General features: G+C 70.6%; 22 protein-coding genes. 17 read left to right on the top strand and 5 right to left on the bottom strand.

The window, feature by feature from the left end:
- The first annotated feature begins 225 nt into the window (after positions 1-225).
- Positions 226-1,197: a hypothetical protein gene (locus ACFYW3_RS32110; protein WP_389388091.1), complete on the top strand. Its 972-nt coding sequence runs from the start codon at positions 226-228 to the stop codon at positions 1,195-1,197.
- Between the two features lie 70 nt (positions 1,198-1,267).
- A complete protein-coding gene (locus ACFYW3_RS32105; RefSeq protein WP_389388090.1) occupies positions 1,268-2,029 on the top strand; it encodes a YqjF family protein in 762 nt (253 codons plus the stop codon).
- 33 nt (positions 2,030-2,062) lie between these two features.
- On the opposite strand, the gene ACFYW3_RS32100 is transcribed toward ACFYW3_RS32105, so the two are convergent.
- Entirely contained in the window at positions 2,063-3,286 is a 1,224-nt protein-coding gene (locus tag ACFYW3_RS32100; RefSeq protein ID WP_389388089.1) for an MFS transporter, read from the bottom strand.
- 104 nt (positions 3,287-3,390) lie between these two features.
- Between ACFYW3_RS32100 and ACFYW3_RS32095 the strand changes: the two genes are divergently transcribed.
- Positions 3,391-3,591 (top strand): hypothetical protein, encoded by a 201-nt coding sequence (locus tag ACFYW3_RS32095; RefSeq protein WP_351750215.1) that lies wholly within the window; start codon positions 3,391-3,393, stop codon positions 3,589-3,591.
- 102 nt (positions 3,592-3,693) lie between these two features.
- Here ACFYW3_RS32095 and ACFYW3_RS32090 read toward each other — a convergent pair whose 3' ends face one another.
- Positions 3,694-5,697, bottom strand: coding sequence for an NAD-binding lipoprotein (locus ACFYW3_RS32090; RefSeq protein ID WP_389388088.1), 2,004 nt, complete (start codon positions 5,695-5,697; stop codon positions 3,694-3,696).
- Positions 5,698-5,920: 223 nt separating this feature from the next.
- On the opposite strand from ACFYW3_RS32090, the gene ACFYW3_RS32085 reads away from it, so the two are divergent.
- From ACFYW3_RS32085 to thpD, 8 genes are all read left to right on the top strand, one after another.
- Entirely contained in the window at positions 5,921-6,829 is a 909-nt protein-coding gene (locus ACFYW3_RS32085; protein WP_389388087.1) for a YihY/virulence factor BrkB family protein, read from the top strand.
- A gap of 65 nt (positions 6,830-6,894) precedes the next feature.
- A complete protein-coding gene (locus ACFYW3_RS32080; RefSeq protein WP_351750218.1) occupies positions 6,895-7,215 on the top strand; it encodes a hypothetical protein in 321 nt (106 codons plus the stop codon).
- Positions 7,216-7,677: 462 nt separating this feature from the next.
- Entirely contained in the window at positions 7,678-7,983 is a 306-nt protein-coding gene (locus ACFYW3_RS32075; protein ID WP_351750219.1) for a DUF6247 family protein, read from the top strand.
- Positions 7,980-8,234: a hypothetical protein gene (locus tag ACFYW3_RS32070; RefSeq protein WP_053678034.1), complete on the top strand. Its 255-nt coding sequence runs from the start codon at positions 7,980-7,982 to the stop codon at positions 8,232-8,234. The genes ACFYW3_RS32075 and ACFYW3_RS32070 overlap by 4 nt, the downstream gene beginning before the upstream one ends.
- A gap of 321 nt (positions 8,235-8,555) precedes the next feature.
- Entirely contained in the window at positions 8,556-9,107 is a 552-nt protein-coding gene (ectA, locus tag ACFYW3_RS32065; RefSeq protein WP_351750220.1) for a diaminobutyrate acetyltransferase, read from the top strand.
- A gap of 131 nt (positions 9,108-9,238) precedes the next feature.
- Entirely contained in the window at positions 9,239-10,507 is a 1,269-nt protein-coding gene (gene ectB / locus ACFYW3_RS32060; RefSeq protein WP_351750221.1) for a diaminobutyrate--2-oxoglutarate transaminase, read from the top strand.
- Positions 10,508-10,546: 39 nt separating this feature from the next.
- Positions 10,547-10,951, top strand: a complete 405-nt coding sequence (locus ACFYW3_RS32055) for an ectoine synthase (RefSeq protein WP_267799288.1) — start codon at positions 10,547-10,549, stop codon at positions 10,949-10,951.
- Positions 10,952-10,989: 38 nt separating this feature from the next.
- Positions 10,990-11,889 (top strand): ectoine hydroxylase, encoded by a 900-nt coding sequence (gene thpD / locus ACFYW3_RS32050; RefSeq protein WP_351750222.1) that lies wholly within the window; start codon positions 10,990-10,992, stop codon positions 11,887-11,889.
- A gap of 280 nt (positions 11,890-12,169) precedes the next feature.
- Here thpD and ACFYW3_RS32045 read toward each other — a convergent pair whose 3' ends face one another.
- Entirely contained in the window at positions 12,170-12,637 is a 468-nt protein-coding gene (locus ACFYW3_RS32045; RefSeq protein WP_389388086.1) for a MarR family winged helix-turn-helix transcriptional regulator, read from the bottom strand.
- A 60-nt stretch (positions 12,638-12,697) separates the two neighbouring features.
- On the opposite strand from ACFYW3_RS32045, the gene ACFYW3_RS32040 reads away from it, so the two are divergent.
- Complete coding sequence (locus ACFYW3_RS32040) at positions 12,698-14,167, top strand: MFS transporter (RefSeq protein WP_389388085.1); 1,470 nt, start codon at positions 12,698-12,700, stop codon at positions 14,165-14,167.
- A gap of 236 nt (positions 14,168-14,403) precedes the next feature.
- On the opposite strand, the gene ACFYW3_RS32035 is transcribed toward ACFYW3_RS32040, so the two are convergent.
- On the bottom strand, positions 14,404-14,958 hold the full coding sequence (locus ACFYW3_RS32035) for a hypothetical protein (protein WP_351750225.1): 555 nt from the start codon (positions 14,956-14,958) through the stop codon (positions 14,404-14,406).
- A gap of 387 nt (positions 14,959-15,345) precedes the next feature.
- On the opposite strand from ACFYW3_RS32035, the gene ACFYW3_RS32030 reads away from it, so the two are divergent.
- Positions 15,346-15,549, top strand: coding sequence for a cold-shock protein (locus ACFYW3_RS32030; RefSeq protein WP_053678014.1), 204 nt, complete (start codon positions 15,346-15,348; stop codon positions 15,547-15,549).
- A 164-nt stretch (positions 15,550-15,713) separates the two neighbouring features.
- Here the strand turns inward: ACFYW3_RS32030 and ACFYW3_RS32025 are convergent, their stop codons facing one another.
- Complete coding sequence (locus ACFYW3_RS32025) at positions 15,714-15,887, bottom strand: CsbD family protein (protein WP_266973353.1); 174 nt, start codon at positions 15,885-15,887, stop codon at positions 15,714-15,716.
- Positions 15,888-16,097: 210 nt separating this feature from the next.
- Here ACFYW3_RS32025 and ACFYW3_RS32020 point away from each other — a divergent pair, with 210 nt between their 5' ends.
- From ACFYW3_RS32020 to ACFYW3_RS32005, 4 genes are all read left to right on the top strand, one after another.
- Positions 16,098-16,259, top strand: coding sequence for a hypothetical protein (locus ACFYW3_RS32020; protein ID WP_053676175.1), 162 nt, complete (start codon positions 16,098-16,100; stop codon positions 16,257-16,259).
- A 182-nt stretch (positions 16,260-16,441) separates the two neighbouring features.
- A complete protein-coding gene (locus ACFYW3_RS32015) occupies positions 16,442-16,828 on the top strand; it encodes a MerR family transcriptional regulator (RefSeq protein ID WP_351750226.1) in 387 nt (128 codons plus the stop codon).
- A gap of 103 nt (positions 16,829-16,931) precedes the next feature.
- Entirely contained in the window at positions 16,932-17,492 is a 561-nt protein-coding gene (locus ACFYW3_RS32010; protein ID WP_351750227.1) for a GNAT family N-acetyltransferase, read from the top strand.
- Between the two features lie 139 nt (positions 17,493-17,631).
- On the top strand, positions 17,632-17,985 hold the full coding sequence (locus tag ACFYW3_RS32005; protein ID WP_351750228.1) for a hypothetical protein: 354 nt from the start codon (positions 17,632-17,634) through the stop codon (positions 17,983-17,985).
- Positions 17,986-17,991: the final 6 nt, after the last annotated feature.

Below are 17,991 nucleotides of genomic sequence, written 5' to 3'. Positions count from 1 at the left end.
GCCGACGTTACCGCCTGGTAGCCGGGGCGGACGAGGTGACCCCGGCCCGGAGGTTCGGCCGGCCGGGCGGAGGGGCGGTCCCGGCCGTGCGGCGGGTGGCCGGCAAGCTGCCGATTCTCATGAAACCGCTCTTCGTCGGTGACGGGACCGCCGGCCTGAACTCGCCCTCCATCAGCCTTGTTTACGCGCTCACAGCGGGATTCGTACGGCCTTAACCTGTCGCGCATGCCCTTGTTCCGCAGAGCGAAGAAGGCCGCCGTCCCCGCCGATACCGGGCTGCCCGTCCCACCGTGGTGCCCCTGGTTCGGGCCCGCCGAATGGCAGTCGTTCCTGGCCCTCCTCAACGACCTCTTCCTCGACGGCGAGGGCTCCGACCAACCCATGCGGTTCGGCGCCGAGCAGCACCTGCAGCTCGGCATCGGCAGCGGCCTCCCGCTGGACCTGGCGGAGATCGCCCTCCTGGTCCGGCCCCTGCCCCGGGAACAGTGGCGCGAAGCCGCCGTACGGCACCTCAACGGGCTGCTGGAGCTCGGTGACCGCCGCAGGGCCCTGCACGAGGCGGGATACGAGGAGGTCCGTCCGCTGCTGCTGCCCCGGGTCGTGCCCGCCCGTACCGTCGCCGAGGACTTCGCCCTGGTCAGACCCCTGACCGAGGACCTGGCCGTGGTCCTGGTGGTCCGGGTGGACGGCGACCGTTCCTCCCCCGTGCCGGCCTCGCAGTTCCGTGCCTGGAACGTCGACGGGGACGAGGTGTGGGCGCTGGCCGAACGGAACCTCGCCGCCGAACCCGTCGTACGGGACGACAGCGGCGCGGCCAACCCCATGGTCTCCGTGACCTGCGAGACGGGCTTCACCTGTACCCACCTGCTGCGAGCCGGCGACCTCCTGGGCCGTCCCGCCCCCCTGGGCATCCTCGCGATGGTGCCGCACGAGGGGTTCCTGTACTTCCAGGCCGTGGACGGACCCGATCTGCACTCCCAGCTCGTCGGCTACTCCACCGTCACCCTCGACAACTGGGAGCAGGCCCCGCCCGAACAGCGGCTGACCCCGAAGGTGCTGTGGATCCACGAAGGCGACATCGAGGCCGTGGGTGTGGAGCCCGCCCCGGCCGGCAGCGGACGCCCCGGGGTGATCACCGGGTCCGCGTCCTTCATCGCCATGCTGTCGTCGTTCCGCCCGCCGGATCCCGAACACTGACCGCTCCCGGCCCGGCGAATCCCGAACACTGACCGCTCCCGGCCCGGCGACGGGCTGGGACACTGGGCCCGTGCCGTTCTCCCGTGAACCGATCCGCAGCGAGCCGCCCTTCTCCCTGCCCCGTGCCCTGCTGACCCAGTCCTGGCTCGACCTCGCCTTCCTGCACTGGCCGGTCGACCCGGCGGACGTGGCTCCACTGCTGCCGCCCGGGACCGTCCCCGACACCCTCGACGGCGTCACGTACGTCGGTCTCATCGCCTTCCGGATGGACCGCGTCGGCTGGCTGGGGCTGCCGGGCGTCCCCTACCTCGGCTCCTTCCCGGAGACGAACGTGCGGCTGTACTCGGTGGACGCCCGGGGCCGACGCGGGGTCGTCTTCCGCTCCCTGGACGCCTCGCGCCTGGTGTCCGTGGCGGTCGCCCGGACCGTGTTCCGGCTGCCCTACCAGTGGTCGCGGATGTCCCTCGACCGCACCGGTGACGTCGTCACGTACACGGGTGTGCGCAGATGGCCCGGCCCTCGGGGCGCGCACTCGCGGATCGCCGTCCGCGTCGGGGATCCCATCGACGAGCCCACGGAGTTGGAACACTTCCTCACGGCCCGCTGGTGTCTGCACAACGACTTCCCCGGTGGTCCGCTGCACCTGCCGAACACCCACCCCCGCTGGCCCCTGCACCGAGCGGAACTCCTCGAATGCCGGGAGGACCTGATCTCCGCGGCCGGTCTGCCCGCCCCGACCGGGGACCCGGTCAGCGTCCTGTACTCGCCCGGGGTGCCGGTCCGCTTCGGGCGCCCCAGCCGTTTCGCGGCGGACTCGCCCCCTCCCCGGTGATCGACCGGCGCGGAGCCCGCTCCGCGCCGGGACTCAGGACGCCGACGGCGAGGGCGCCGTCGGGGGGTGCCGCAGGAGGTACAGGCCCGTCGCGGCGGCCAGCACCGTCGCGCACACGGTGAACGTCAACCCGGCACCCACCAGCCCGAGCCACAGCGTCAACGCGCCCACGCCCACCACCGGCAGCGAGATGCCCGTGTACGCCACCACGAAGAACGAGGAGATCGTGCCACCCCGGTGCGCGGGCGGCGCCGCGTCGCTCACGGCCGTGAGCCCGGCGCGGAAGGCCATCCCCTGCCCCAGCCCCCCGCACACCGCTCCCGCCACCAGCAACGGCATCGACTCGGTCCACAGCGAGGCGCCGACCAGCAGGAGACCGACCATCAGGACGAGGCAGCCCAGCGGCAGCGCCCGCCGTACGGGCATGCGCCCCACCAGGACCTGACCGATCGTCGAGCCGAGGAACACGGTGAAGACCACCAGGCCGGCCGTGGCGTGGTTGGTCACGCCCAGGGTCTCGGACACGAAACTCGGCGCGATCGAGGTGAACAGCCCGAGCAGCGCGAACCCGGCGAACGCCGCGAGAGCGCACGGCACGAAGACGCCGCGGATGTCCGGTGGAACGGACAGCCCCTGCGGCTTCAGAGGGGGCAGGCGTCGGGGGTGCTCCACCGTCTCGGGCAGCAGCAGCACGATGGCGCACGCGAAGCACAGGAGCACGAGGTGGGCCAGGAACGGCAGGACCAGCGGCAGCGGCGCGTACTCGGCCAACAACCCGGCCAGCAGGGGACCGCAGCCCAGGCCGCCCATGTTGGCCGCGGTCGCGGCCAGTCCGGCGCGCCTCTTGCGCTCGGGGGGCGCCAGTTCCAGGACGGTGACCGTACCCACGCCGCTGAGCAGCCCGGCCGAGAACCCGGACAACACGCGGCCCGCGAACAGCATCGGCAGGCCGCCCTCCAGCAGGAAGCAGACCGCGCTCAGCGCCGACAGCCCCAACGCGTACAGCAGCACGGGCCGGCGGCCGGCTTCGTCGGAATAGTTGCCGGCGACCAGCAGCGTGACGATGACCCCGATGGCGTAGGCGGCGAAGACGAGCGTCACCGTCAGCTCGGAGAAGCCGAGTTCCTCCCTGTACAGCCCGTACAGCGGAGTGGGGAGCGTCGTGCCGGCCATGCCGATGGCGAACACCGCCGCGGCGCTCAGGTATCCGAGCCGTCGCCGGTCGTGTCCACGGTCCGGGCTGATCTTCGCTGCCATGGAGCACACAGTAGAGCGCGGGGCCCGAAAGCCCGGAGGGCCCCGTGTGCGCATGTCGGCGGGCGGCGGGGGCAAGCGGTGGAACACAGCCTTTTCGGAGCCGCATGGCGGAGGTGTTGAGGGTGACGGGTGCGAGGGTTCTCGAATTTTTCCCCGCCGGTGGTCCGCGCGGAAGCTGGCCCGCAGAGGAATCCGCGGCGCGGCGCCGTGCCCGCGGCGAGGCGGTGCGCGTCGTGATGGACCTGGACCAGGACGCCTTCCTCGTGGTGGCCCAGGACCAGGACGCGGGCGCCCTGACGGGCTGATTGCCCGGGCGGGGCGGGCGGTTCGCGCGCACGGCGGGCACGGAAGCGGGAAATCGACCGCGGTGTGAACCCACCACCGCCCACCGCAGGGCCGGTTCCCGGTCACGCCACCCCCTCCACCTCGGCCGGGGCACGGCTTCGACCCTCGGGCAGCGCGTGCCCCGACAGGGCGCCCGCGTCCCCGGCCACCGGCTCCGGTGCCAAAACGATCACCGAGTCCTCCAGGCCCAGGCACACCCGCTCTCGCTTGTCCGGGTTGATCCGGACACCGTACGAGGGGCCCCGCGCGCCGCCCTCGTGGAGTCGGAACCCGATGACACAGTGCCCCTGCCTGAGGCCGGACTCCACCACCGTCGCGAAGGTGACCGAACGGTCGGGCAGCACGTACCCCGTCGCGGGCTTCAGATGGAGGGCGTCCCCTCCGACCGTGAACAGGCTGTCGAAGACGTCGGCGAGGTACGGGTTCTGCGCGATCTGCGTCATCAACAGGCTGATCAGCCGGCCGCCGACGATGAAGTCGGCTCCCTCCCGCGCGGGAGCGAGCAACCGGTTGCGGTCGTCGGTCATCTCGGTCACGACGGCCAGTTCACGCCCGGACGCCTCTTCCAGCGCGCGCAGGTGGAGCAGGGTCACCAAGGTCCTGTCGTCACCGCCGAGAGCCCCGGGCGCCGTGGACACGTCGTCGTACCCCAGGACGATGACCCTGTCGAAAGAGAGCACGTCCAGCTCGTCGAGGATCCGCGGGTCGGTGACGTCGCCGCTGTGGACGGTGACGCGCATGCGGCGTCCCGTGGACCGCGCGCAACGACCGGCGTCCTCCAACGGCCCCTCGCCCTCCGCCACGACCACGAGGACCGAACCGTCGGGCACACACCGGTCGAGTTGCGCGACGACGAGCGGGGCACGGTGGTTCCACCCGAGCAGCAGGAACCGCTCCGGGGGCAACGGCGTCGTGCGCGGCACCACGATCGCCTCCTCGTCCACGGTGGGCGGCCGGTCCGCCCTGGCCGCGGTGTCGTCGTCCTCGGTGATCAGCACGACCCGGTCGTCCGCCCCGAGCACCCTGTCGGAGGCCGGATTGAGTTCGACGCCTCCCGTCCCGCGCAGGACGCCGATGACGCTGGAAGTGTCGTAGGCGAGCAGCAGGTCACCGAAGGCGTGCCCGACCAGGGCGGGTTCCTCGACCATGTAGATCTCGTCGCCGCCGAAGTCCAGCAGCTCCTGGTAGACGAGGGACAGCCCGGGCCGGCACGAGGTCTGGGCGATGAGGCGGGCGGTGATGTCCTCGATGTTCAGCACTCGGCCGTGGGCTCCCGCGGCCAGGTCCGCCGCCCGTTGGTGGCGCCCGTCGCGCACCGCGGCGACGACGGAGGGACGGCCCCGCCCCCGCACCGCCGCCTCCAGCGCCAGCAGCGTCTTCACCACGTGGGCGTCCCCGTCCTCGCCCTCGTGGGTCAGGACGAGGACGGCGCGCGCGGTCTCGGGGCTGACCAGGGAGACGACAGCGGGATCGGTGGTCACGCCGCTGCGACAGATCAGCCGGGTGTGACCCGGGCGGCCGAGCGCGGTGTGGATCTCGTCCTCCATCTCCGCCTTGTCCCTCGGCCCCAGGACGGCGATGACGCCCCTGCGCTGATTGGAGTTGGCGACGGTCAGTTCGGAGACGATCGGGAAGACCTGGTCCGACCAGCCGAGCAGCACGGTGTGCCCCGACTCCAGGACGGTGGACCGGCCGCGTCGCAGGGCCAGCACCTTGTCGTTGAGGCCGGTGGTGATCAGGCTGACGAGGGTGGAGACGAACAACAACGCCACCAGGGCCAGCAGGACCGAGATGACGACGTACAGGGGGCTGCCGACGGCGCCCCCGATCTTCAGGGTCTGACCCACGCTCACCCAGACGGCGACGAGCTGCCCCGACCAGGTGGTCGGTGCGTCCTGGTCGGCCCAGACCAGCGCGATGCTGGCCGGGACCACGATGGCCAGACACATCAGGGTGAGCCAGCCGATGAGCAGCGCGCTCCCGCGCGCCACGATGGTGTCGAACCAATAGCGGGTACGCGGCCAGGTGGGGTCGGCGCGTTGTTCCGTCGTCCTGCGACCTGTCAACCGGGGTTCCTCGGTCAGCTGTCGGTGCCGGGTGCGCGTCGCGTTCACGACTGCCCGGCATCGGTGGTTTTGTACGGGACGCAGGCTAGTGCGCCCGCGCGACGCGAACGGAGCGCCGGCGCGGAATCCGCCCATCGCATGACGTGTCGATCTTGAGTTCGGGCCCGGTGCGCAGCCGGGTCCGGGGGCGCGTAGGAACGGCCACGACGGGCATGAGCGCCCCGTGGCATCGAACACTTCCCCCACCGCTCCCCGCACCACCCCCGCGATCCCGGGGAACGGCGCCGTCGCGCTCGCCGTGCGCACCCGCTCCGCCCTGCGCGACACCGCGGTGCGCGTGTGGGACGACAACGTCGCCGACTACGCCGCCGCCCTCACCTACTACGCGGTGCTGGCACTCGTACCCGCGCTGCTCGTCTCGGTCTCCCTGGTGGGGCTGGCCGGCCCCGGCACCCGCGAGCGCCTCATCCTCGACCTCACCTCCTACGCCCCGCCCCAGTCCGCGGCCACGCTCCGCGAGGTCCTCGACTCCCTGACCGCGAACCCGTCCTCCATGTGGCTGCTGCTCGCCAGTGGGATCGTCAGCGCCCTGTGGTCGGCCTCCAGTTACCTCGCGGTCTTCCGCCGCGCGCTGCACGCGATGTACCGACTCCCCGACACGCGACCGCCCCTGCGCGCCGCCCACATCCTCGTCCTCACCGCGGCCCTGCTGCTGGGCCTGCTGGTGACCGGCGCGGCCAGTCTGGTCGCCTCGGGCCCCTTCGCCCGCCGCGTCGCGGCCGCCGCGGGCTACGAGGGGGTGGACACCATGGCCCTGTTGCGCTGGCCGACCCTGCTCGTCATCGCCGTCTCGCTGATCCTGATCCTCTTCCGCACCGGCCCGGCGCGCGCCCGGGGAACCCGCCGAGGTCTTCCGGGCGGCGCGCTGGCGGCCGTCCTGTGGCTCGCCGCCTCGGCGCTCTTCACGCTCTACACCGAGTTCGGCACCTACAGCCGGCTCTACGGTTCGCTCGCCGGGATCGTGGTCTTCCTGATCTGGCTGTGGTTCACGAACCTGGCGCTGCTCACCGGTGCCCAGTTCAACGCGGTCCTGGCCCGGGACACGCCGCGGTCGGAACCCGAGGTGCCCTGACCGTCCGGGACGCGCCGCGCCCGGCGGGGTCGTGTCCGCGCGGGTGGCGGGTCGTTTGGGTGGACATGGCTCCGAAGCACTCCACGACCACCGGCACGGCTCGGCACCGCGGCGCGGACGACGGCGTCCTGGCCACCCTCGTCCCCCGACACACGAGCCGTGCCGGCGCCGAGGGGGCGCCCCTGTTCGAGGAACTCGCCCGGGAGTGGACCGCGCGCGGCGCCACCGTACCGGGCGAACCCGATCCCCTCTGGCAACGGCTCGTCTCCTGGGACCACCACCAGCGCGAGATCGCCGCCACGATCCGGGACCTCCACCTCCGTGGAGCCGATCCCTCACCCGCACCCCTGCCCCCCGGCGGCGGGGCGCGGCGACAACCGGTCTGACGGCCCGCGAGGGGCCGCGCGGGGCCAGGGGCCGCCTTCGGCGTGCGCCGCGGACCAACGGGCGTGAGGGACCCTCGATCCGTACGAGAGCCTCCCGCGCGGCCCGGCCCGGTTCCTCGTCCGTGCGGATGTCCGCCTGGAAGCGGCGCGGGGAGGCCCCCACCCGGCGCAGCGCGGGCGAGGCGTGTCCGGGGGACTGAACGGTGCCCCGCACGTCGCCCCGGCAGGGGCGGCGGGGGCTTCCGGCGCGGATTTCACGAGTGTCGGGGTGCGGCCCCCGTCGCGACCCTGATGGCCAAGGCCGCACCCCGTACCAACGAACGTACCCCGAATCGACGGACGTGTGCGTTCGCGGTGCGTTCACCCACGTCGGACGGGACCCGGGCGCCCCGCGTCCGGCGGACCGGAACCGTTGGACGCAAGCCTTCGCTAGCGTGGCGGCCGGAACCCTCTGGAGGACGCATGAGCGCACGGTCCGAGTACGCGCCCGCCCTGCCGCCGGCACCGGCCCCCGCGGCGGCGGCCGAACTGCTCGTCCGCATCCGAGCCGACCGCAACGCGGAGCGCTGGGCGCCCGCCTTCGAACGTGACTGGGCGCAGGCCCTGGAGTACGCCCGCCACAGCTACAGCCTCGCCCCGCTGCACGACGTGGTCCGCACGTGGCAGGTCCGCCTCACCGCCGCCCCGGCCGTCGATGCCTTCCTGGCCGCGGACAGGGACGACACCGACGGCACCGCCCTCGACGAGCTCTTCGGACCCCGCCGGTGAGCGGTTGGCCGGTCCGACTCTCCCCGCACGCGGCGAAGGCGCTCGCGGGACTTCCCGAGTACGCGGTGGAGATCGTCCGCGACGTCCTCGACATCGCCTCCCGGGACCCCTGGTCGTTCCCGGCCTTCGACAACCGGGACCCCGAGGGGGAGGACGTGCGCTCCGCGACGATCGGGCAGCTCGCCGCCGTGTACTTCGTCAATCGGTCCGCCGGCCGTCTCTACGTCATCGACGTCGTCTGGCTCGGTTGACCGCCCCGGCTCACGTGCCGACGCCATCTCCCGCGCACCCGTTCCGGTGCCCGTCTTGCCCAGCCCTCGGAGGCCGAAACGGTCGCAGGTTTGCGGGATTGTAACGATCACCCACGTGATTCGCAGGCGAAATTCAGAAGTTACATTCTCGTTATAAACCGTCGGGCTGGTATGACATGTCATGATTCGGCACGATATGAAGATCGCCGGTGAGGTGCATCCGGGGGCCTCTCCGCGCCCGCATCAATAACATGCCGACCCTCCATCCGGAAGCTTGTGGACCCATGCATTTTTTTCTCGTGCTGGGTAACTTGCGTCGGCATGACCACTGCACATGCAGACCTGGACCGCAGCCGAAGCGGCTACCTGGAACTTCCCGGGAAGTTGCGCCTCGACAGCCCGGACGTGGAAGACGGAGCTTCCCTCTGGCGTATCGCTCGTGACTCGAAGGCCTTGGACCTGAACTCCTCGTACAGCTACCTCCTGTGGTGCCGTGACTTCGCCGGCTCCTCGGTGGTCGCCCGTGACGAGAGCGGACGGCCCGTCGGGTTCGTCAGCGGATACCGCCGTCCCGAGGCCCCCGACACCCTGTTCGTGTGGCAGGTGGCCGTCGACGAGTCCCTGCGGGGACAGGGCGTGGCCGGGGCGCTGCTCGACGGCCTGTCCGTCCGCGAGGCGAGCAAGCAGCCCCTGCGCTGCGTCGAGACGACCATCACGCCCGACAACGCCGCCTCGGAGCGACTGTTCGCCGCGTACGCCGCGCGCCACGGCGCACCGCTCACCCGCGAGGTGCTCTTCGCGCCCGGCGACTTCCCCGAGGCCGACGCGCACGCTCCCGAGGTCCTGCACCGCATCGGGCCGCTGGCCTTCTGACCCTTCTCGGGCCGGTTCTTCCCACCCGTTCCACGGCACCCCCACGTGGCCGGCCACGTCGCCGATCCGTTGCCGCGCCGTACCGCGCCACGTCGCACCGCCGCACGTCGCACATTCACAAGGAGATTTCGTTGACCATCACCGAGCCGCTTCTGAGTGTTTTCGAGACCGTCGAGTCCGAGGTCCGCAGCTACTGCCGTGCCTGGCCGACCGTGTTCGAGAAGGCGAGCGGCAGCCGACTGTACGACGAGCGGGGGCGCGACTACCTCGACTTCTTCGCCGGAGCCGGATCGCTGAACTACGGACACAACAATCCCGTGCTGAAGCGTGCCCTGCTCGACTACATCGAGCGGGACGGCATCACGCACGCCCTGGACATGTCGACCACCGCCAAACGAGCCTTCTTGGAAACCTTCCAATCCAAGATCCTGGCCCCGCGCTCCCTCCCGTACAAGGTCATGTTTCCCGGACCGACGGGGACCAACGCCGTCGAGGCCGCGCTGAAGCTCGCCCGGAAGGCCAAGGGGCGCGAAGCGGTCGTCTCCTTCACCAACGCCTTCCACGGGATGTCCCTCGGCTCGCTCGCCGTCACCGGCAACGCCTTCAAGCGCGCCGGCGCCGGTGTCCCCCTGGTCCACACCACGCCCATGCCCTTCGACAACTACCTGGGCGGCCAGACGCCGGACTTCATCTGGTTCGAGCGGCTGCTGGAGGACCAGGGGTCCGGGCTGAACCAGCCCGCCGCCGTGATCGTGGAGACCATCCAGGGCGAGGGCGGCGTGAACGTCGCGCGCCCCGAGTGGCTGCGACAGTTGGCGGACCTGTGCCGGCGCCGCGACATGCTGCTCATCGTCGACGACGTCCAGATGGGCTGCGGCCGCACCGGCGAGTTCTTCTCCTTCGAGGAGGCGGGCATCACCCCGGACATCGTGACGCTGTCCAAGTCCATCAGCGGCTACGGACTGCCCATGTCGCTGTGCCTGTTCAAGCCGGAACTGGACATCTGGGAGCCCGGCGAACACAACGGCACCTTCCGCGGCAACAACCCCGCCTTCGTCACGGCCGCCGCCGCCCTGGACACGTTCTGGCACGACGGCGGGCTGCGGGACCGCACCCTGCTCCAGGGCGCGCGCATCGAGCAGACGCTGAGTGAGATCTGCGCCGAGGACGGGCGTCCGGGAACCACCCACCGGGGCAGGGGCATGGTGTGGGGCCTGGAGTTCGAGGACAACACCCGGGCGACCGCCGTCTGCCGGCAGGCCTACGAGCACGGCCTCCTCGTCGAGACCTCCGGTCCCGAGAGCGAGGTGGTCAAGCTCCTGCCGCCGCTCACGCTGACCCCCGCCGAACTGGAAGAGGGTCTGGAAATCCTGACGCGCTCCGTCCGCGAGACGGCCTGACCACCCCGCGCGTCGCATGTGAAGAGAGGTGAACGAAGAATGATCGTCCGTTCTTTCAAGGACATCGAGGGGACCGACCGGCACGTGAAGGCCGCGTCCGGGACCTGGGAGAGCAAGCGCATCGTGCTCGCGCGCGAGCGCGTCGGCTTCTCCCTGCACGAGACCGTGCTCTACGCCGGCACCGAGACGTCCATGTGGTACGCGAACCACGTCGAGGCCGTCGTGTGCACCGAAGGTGAGGCCGAACTCACCGACGAGGAGACGGGCGAGAAGTACCTGATCACGCCCGGAACCATGTACCTGCTGGACGGCCACGAACGCCACACCCTGCGGGTCGCACGGGACTTCCGCTGTCTGTGCGTCTTCAACCCGCCCGTCACCGGGCGCGAGGACCACGACGAGAACGGCGTCTACCCGCTGCTCACCGAGCCGCACAGCGCCTGAGGACGCCCGAGAAGACGAGAGGAGAGGCAGGCAACATCATGATCACCACAACCGCGCGCACCACGGACACGTATCCGACCCGAGGTTCCGAGGAGGTGCTGATCGGCCGTCAGGACCCCGTCGTCTGGTCGGCGTCCGGGACGCCGGGGCCGCTGTGGGGGCATGAGCTGGAAAGCTTCGAGCGGCAGGGCTTCCACCCGGTGGACCAGCTGATCACCCCCGAGGAAGTCGACGTCTACCGGACCGAACTGGACCGTCTCGTCGCGGACCCGGCGATACGGGCGGACGAGCGGTCGATCATCGAGCCGGCCTCGGACGAGGTCCGCTCGGTGTTCGAGGTCCACCGGATCAGCAAGGCCTTCGCGCAACTCGCCGCCGATCCACGGGTGGTGGGCGTGGCCCGACAGATCCTCGGGTCGGACGTGTACGTGCACCAGTCGAGGATCAACGTGAAGCCCGGCTTCGGCGCGCGCGGCTTCTACTGGCACTCCGACTTCGAGACCTGGCACGCGGAGGACGGACTCCCGCGCATGCGGACGGTCTCGGTGTCGATCGCGCTGACGCCGAACTACCCCACCAACGGCGGCCTCATGATCATGCCGGGCTCCCATCGGACCTTCCTCGGCTGCGCCGGAGAGACACCCAAGGACAACTACAAGAGGTCCTTGCAGATGCAGGACGCCGGCATCCCCTCGCAGGAAGCGCTCTCGAAGTTCTCGGAGGCCTGCGGCATCAGGCTCTTCACCGGCCAGGCCGGTTCGGCCACCTGGTTCGACTGCAACGCGATGCACGGTTCCGGTGACAACATCACCCCCTACCCGCGCAGCAACGTCTTCTTCGTGTTCAACAGCGTGGAAAACGCGCCGGAGGAGCCCTTCGCGGCGCCCGTCCGCCGACCCGAGTTCATCGCCGCACAGGACGTCGTCCCGGTGCGCTGACCCCTCGGCGGGCCCGCCCGCACGTGTGACCTCACGGGGAACACCGTCGCCATTGGGCGTGGTGTTCCCCGCACTCGTGCGGGTCCATCACCCTCCCGCCCTCTTGCGCGACCGCCGGCGAGCGGCCTTGGTGGCACGGGTTGCCGCGGAAGGCCGACGGGAAGGCCGGGTCCCATGGCGGACATCACGCGCATCGAAACCCGGCACGGCGAGGACCGTCCGCCACGCAGGGCGAGTTGGCGCCCCACACCGACCACCGCCGGATCGGCGGTGGTCGTTCTCAGGAGTGCGTCGCGTGGTCGTAGGCGCCGATGATCCGTTCCAGGAAGGACGCCACGGTGACCTGCTCCTCGGGCGTGAGGTTGGTGGCCGCGGCGGTGACTCCCTGGATGAGCGGGGAGACGTACGCGTAGGAGCGGGCCTCCCAGTCGTCGGCGGGGGCGACGATCACCTTGCGGCGGTCCGTGGGATGGGGGCGGCGGGTGGCGTGGCCGGCCGCCACGAGCCGGTCGATGACCAGCGTCATCGCCGCGGTGGAGGTGCCGAGCGCCCGGGCGAGCTCGGTGGGCGAGGTCGGGCCGACGCTGACGAGATGGCCCATGACCGTCAGCCCCGCCGAGTCCGTGTGCAGCTCACGCCCCAGGTACCTCTCGAAACGCTGCTGGCGCAAGGTCATGTTCCGCAGTTGCTCGCGGAGCGTGTTCGCGTCCACGTCCGGCTCGGCGGCTGAATCGACATTGACATCCATGCGGCCAACGATACTCTGAATATTGCTAAGAACATTGGTAATCAAGGATCCGAGGTAAATATGGATACCACTCGACCCACGGGCGGGGCCGCCGAGCCCTACCGGTGGAGGTGGATGATCCTGGCCGTGATGCTCGTCGCCGAGGTCATGGACCTGCTGGACGCGTCGATCGTGAACGTGGCCGGGCCCGCACTGGAGGACTCCCTCGGCGCCACCTCCACGGGCCTGCAATGGGTGATCGGGGGATACGCGCTCACCCTGGGCGCCGGACTCGTCCTGGGCGGACGCCTCGGCGACCGGTACGGTCGGCGCCGGATGTTCCTCATCGGCCTCGGAGCCTTCACCGCGACCTCCCTGCTCTGCGCCCTGGCACCGAACATCGAGCTGCTGATCTGCTTCCGGCTGCTCCAGGGCACGGCCGGCGCCATGCTCCTGCCCCAGGGGCTCGGACTCCTGCGGGAGAACTTCTCGGGCGCCGAACTCGCCAAGGTCTTCGGCATCTTCGGACCCGTGCTGGGACTGGGCGGCATCATCGGCCCGGTCCTCGGCGGCGCACTCGTCTCGGCCGACCTCTTCGGCCTCGGCTGGCGGCTGATCTTCCTGGTCAACCTGCCCATCGGCATCGCGGCGCTCGTCGTCGCCGTCAAGGTGGTCCCGAGGAAGCCGGGCGACCGCGCCGTCACCGTCGACGGAGTGGGCGCGGCACTGATCGTGACGGCCTGCGCCCTCCTCGTGCTCCCGCTCAACCAGGGGCAGGAGGCCGGCTGGCCGCTGTGGACCTGGATCTCGATGGCCGGCTCCGCGCTCTGCTTCACCCTGTTCGCCGACCGGCAGCGGCGCGCGGCCGACGGCGGCCGCGAACCACTGGTGACCCCCGGGCTGCTGCGCAAGCCCGCCTTCACGGTGGGGCTCGGCGGCATCGCCCTCTTCTTCGCCGGACTGGTCGGCACCCAGCTCGTACTGACCCTCTACCTCCAGATCGGCCGACAGTTCACGGCGGGCGAGGCGGGTCTGGGCAACCTTCCCCTGGCGGTCGGCACCGCCATCGGCGGCGCGCTCAGCGGCGCCTTCCTCGCGGACCGGATCGGCAGGGCCGTCCTACAGGTCGGCCCGCTCGTCCAGCTCGGGGGAGCGGCCCTGCTCTGGTACGAGTTGGGGCGGGTGGGGGCCACCTTCTCGCTCGGGGACATCGCCCCGGGCGTGGCGGTGGCGGGCATCGGCTCCGGCATGGTGATCGCGGCCCTGTTCAGCTTCATCCTGGCCGCGGTGGACGACGACGAGATCGGCTCCGCGTCCGGCGTCCTGTCGGCCGTCCAGTCCATCGGCGGCTCCATCGGGGTGGCCGTCTTCGGATCGCTCTTCTTCGACAGGGCCGGTACCGGTGACTTCACCACCGGCTTCCGGCACGCGCTCGTGGCCCAGGCCTGCCTGTTGGTGGCGTTCCTGGCCGTCACGTTCCTGCTTCCGAAGAAGGGGCGCCCGGAGATCGAGGAGCACGAGGAACCCGCCGTCGCGGTCCCCGCGCCCTGACGGACGCCACGCGTGGCCCGGGGAAGCCGCCACAGGTGCCGCAGCGCCGTTCGCCCCGGTGGACGAGCGCGCCTCGGTGCGGAGGCCGGAGACGGCCGAGGGCGCTCGGGTGCTGGACGCGGCGGGCATCTGCCCGGCCCGGGCCGTCACGGTGCACGAGGTCGGAGCGGTGATCGCCCCGCGACCGTGGGACGTGTCACGACCACACGGTGGTCGGTCCGCGTCGGGCGGGGTGTTCAGTGGCCGGCGGCGACCTTGACCAGGGCCACCGCGGTTCCGATGATCGCGTCCACGACCCCGGCCAGTACGGCGAGGACGGTACCGGACCCCATGCGGATGCCCCCGTAACACCCCCAGGTGAACAGGCCGGCGACGTTCACCCCGGCCGCGATCAACAGGGCGGTGTCCACGTCGATCGCGGTGAGTGCCGCCACGGCGAGCAGAGTGAGGGGCCCCGCCGCGGACAGCAGCAGGGGGCTGCTGACGGACAGCATGTGGCGCAGCTCGCGGCCGGTGGCGAAGCGGGTGTGGACGACACGGTGGGCCTGTTGGTCCGCGACCAGGGCGGCCAGCCACAGTCCGACGGCGGTCGTGAGGATCGTGGCCGCCGCTTCGGCCGTGTCGGTGTGGCCGAAGCCGGCGAGCCCGACCACCACCGAGATCATGGTGATCGTCGCGTACAGGCGTTCCTTGAGGCGCGCGGCGGCGAACAACGGTTCGTCGTCGAGGGCCTTGTCGGGTGCGGGACCGTGAGCGGGGGACCCGGCCGCGGGGGTCTCGTCGTGGGCCATGGTGCACACCGTAGGGGCGGTGAGGCGTCACGACCGGCAGGTGGTGGCGGGGATCGGCGCCGTGTCCGCCCGTCCCCGCGTGCGCGTCGCGCGGTGGGGCCTCGATGTCGTATTTCTGTGTCGGCGGACACAGAAATAGAGGAAAGACGCGGGGAGGGTTTCTTTCCTCCCGGGAGGGCCGGGATTCTCCGCCGATTTTGTCGAGTCCGAGCGTGCTACTGTGATTTCAGTTGCAGTTGTGGTTCCCAAACTTCGAGTGTGCTCATCGGCCGTTCCGGTCGGTGGGGGTGCTTTTGTGTTTCCGGCATTTTCCGGACGGGAAGATCATGCGGCGACTCGAAATCCACATGGTGTGGATTTCTGGGCTGTGCCCCGAAGGAGATTGACATGGCAAATGGCACCGTGAAGTGGTTCAACGCGGAAAAGGGCTTCGGCTTCATCGAGCAGGAGGGTGGCGGACCGGACGTGTTCGCCCACTACTCGAACATCGCCTCCCAGGGCTTCCGTGAGCTCCAGGAAGGCCAGAAGGTGAGCTTCGACATCGCGCAGGGCCAGAAGGGCCCGACGGCCGAGAACATCGTCACGGCCTGACGTTCGCGATCACGCGTGGCCGGGGCCCGCACCCTTTGGGTGCGGGCCCCGGCTCGTTGCGTTCTCGCATGTCCTTCGTGCGCTCCGCGCAGCCAGGGCAAACGCCTGTGGGCGGCCCCGACCGAGTCGGGGCCGCCCACAGGCGTTCTCGGATTCCGAGGAGGTCAGTGCTTGAAGGTGTCCTTGACCTTCTCCTTGGCCTCGCGGGCATCGCCCTTGGCCTGGTCCGCACGGCCTTCGGCGGTGAGGCGCTCGTTGCCGACCGTGCGGCCCGCGGCTTCCTTGACCTTGCCCTTGGCCTGCTCGGTCTTGGCCTGGGTCTTCTCTTCAGCCGACACAACCATCACTCCCAAACATTGAGAAAGTCTCTTGCCTCGGTTCGTATGACCCGTTCTCGGGCCCGCAAACAGGGTGGGTGTGAACGGTGGCCGCGGGAGCCGGTCGGCGGGGCGACATCGACTTCCCGCCTGGGGCGATAAAAAACAAATAAGTTTTGTGCGCATGGTCGGGCCGGGCGCGGGCAGTCGGCGTTTCGGAGGTTGATGACAATGGTTCCCTTGCTTCTCGTTCTTCTGCTCGCTCTGATTCTCTTCGGTGCCGGTTTCGCGGTGAAGATCCTCTGGTGGGTCGCCATCGCGGTACTGGTGCTCTGGCTCGTGGGCTTCGTCGCCCGCCCGAAGGGTGGGAGTGGCCGCTGGTACCGCTGGTAGTCACGCTCGTCCACGCATGACGGTGGGGCCCGCTCCTCGACAAGGAGCGGGCCCCACCGTCATGTTCGGCGGACACAGTGAGCCGGGAGCGGCGGGTGCCGGCGGATGGTGTTGAATTCTCTCGGGGCCCCGGTGCCACATGGCAGCGGGGCCTTGACGCGTTCCCGTCCGATGAGGTGGAAGTGACAGCAGAGAACCCGCTCGATCGTCTCGACGACGACGACTACCCCGCCTACACCATGGGCAGGGCCGCCGAGATGCTCGGAACCACGGCCGGCTTCCTCCGCGCGATCGGTGAGGCCCGTCTGATCACCCCGTTGCGCTCGGAGGGCGGCCACCGCCGGTACTCCCGCTACCAACTGCGAATCGCCGCCCGCGCCCGGGAACTCGTCGACGGCGGAATGGCCATCGACGCCGCCTGCCGCATCGTCATCCTCGAAGACCAGCTCGAAGAGGCCCAGCGCCTCAACGCGGAGTACAGAAAGGCCGCGGCGCAGTCGCCCGCCGACCCCGGCCGCGATCCCGATCCGAATCCCGGTCGCGACCGCGATCCCGATCCCGGACGCTGAACCGCCCGGCGAGTTCGAGGCCCGATCAGATCCTCTTCGCGAGTTGACGGCCCCGGGCCCCGACGTCCCCGCTCGGCCGAGGGGTCCGTGGCACCATCGGCCCATGCGCTACCGATACGCCACCGAGGCCGACGCGCCCGCCATGGCCGCGCTCTTCTCCGCCAACCATCACGACGCCCTGACCGCGGAGCAACGCCGCGCCCAGGGGTTCGTACAGGGGGCCTTCGACGAGGCGGCGCTGCGCGCCATGGCCGGCGACGGGGAGCTGCTGGTCGCGGACGAGGAGGGCCGGCTCGCCGGTCTCCTCGCACTCTCCGTGGCGGCGGACCTGCCGGCACCGCCGCCTCCGGTCCTGGGACTGCTCGCTGCGCAGGGCGTGCTGGAGTGGCGGGGACGCCCCCTGAGCGACGTGCGCTGGTTGCTCTACGGGCCCGTCGTGGTCGATGCGGCGTTCCGCGGGCGAGGGGTGGCACGGGCGCTCTTCGCGAACGCCGTCGCCGAGGCCTCCGGACGAGCCGAGGCGGTGGTCGCCTTCATCGAGGAGGGGAACGTACCGTCCTGGCGGGTGCACGTCGACGGCTTCGGGATGACCCCGCTCGGCACCTACGAGGCGGGCGGACGCACCTACCACGCCATCGCGGCTCCGGCGGACGGGCCTTCCTGATTGCTGCGGCGGCCGTTTCGACCCCCTTCCCGCAAGCCTCCCGGACGCCACGCCGAGTGAACGTGGCGGATCGATTCGCCTCACCGGGCGCTCCTAGGGTCGGTTACCGAATCCCCCCACGGAAGGTACTGATCCGCCCATGAAGCTTCGTCGCACCGCCACCGCGGCCCTCGCCTCTCTCGCTCTCGTCCTGTCGATGCCCGGTTCGGCCTCGGCCGCCGTGGGCGAATTCCACTACAAGTTCGTCGATGAGTTCGGACAGGAACAGTCCGTCGTCCTGCAGAACCCGCACAGCGGCAAGTGCGTCAACCTGTACGCGGTGGGCGAGGACGACGAACTGCCCGGCTACGGCCCTCAGAACTCGACCGACTCCACGGTGACCGTCTACGTCGGCGCGGGTTGCACCGGATCGCAATGGCGGCTGCGGCCCCACGGCAAGCCCGCGACCGACGAACTCGAAGTGCGCTCGGTGCGGTTCGACGTCAGGGCCTAGCCCTTG

This window comes from Streptomyces sp. NPDC002602 (genome assembly GCF_042889445.1).
Classification (GTDB): domain Bacteria; phylum Actinomycetota; class Actinomycetes; order Streptomycetales; family Streptomycetaceae; genus Streptomyces.
The sequence above is the reverse complement of the archived record's forward strand: the minus strand, read 5'-3'. Positions and strand labels throughout refer to the sequence as shown.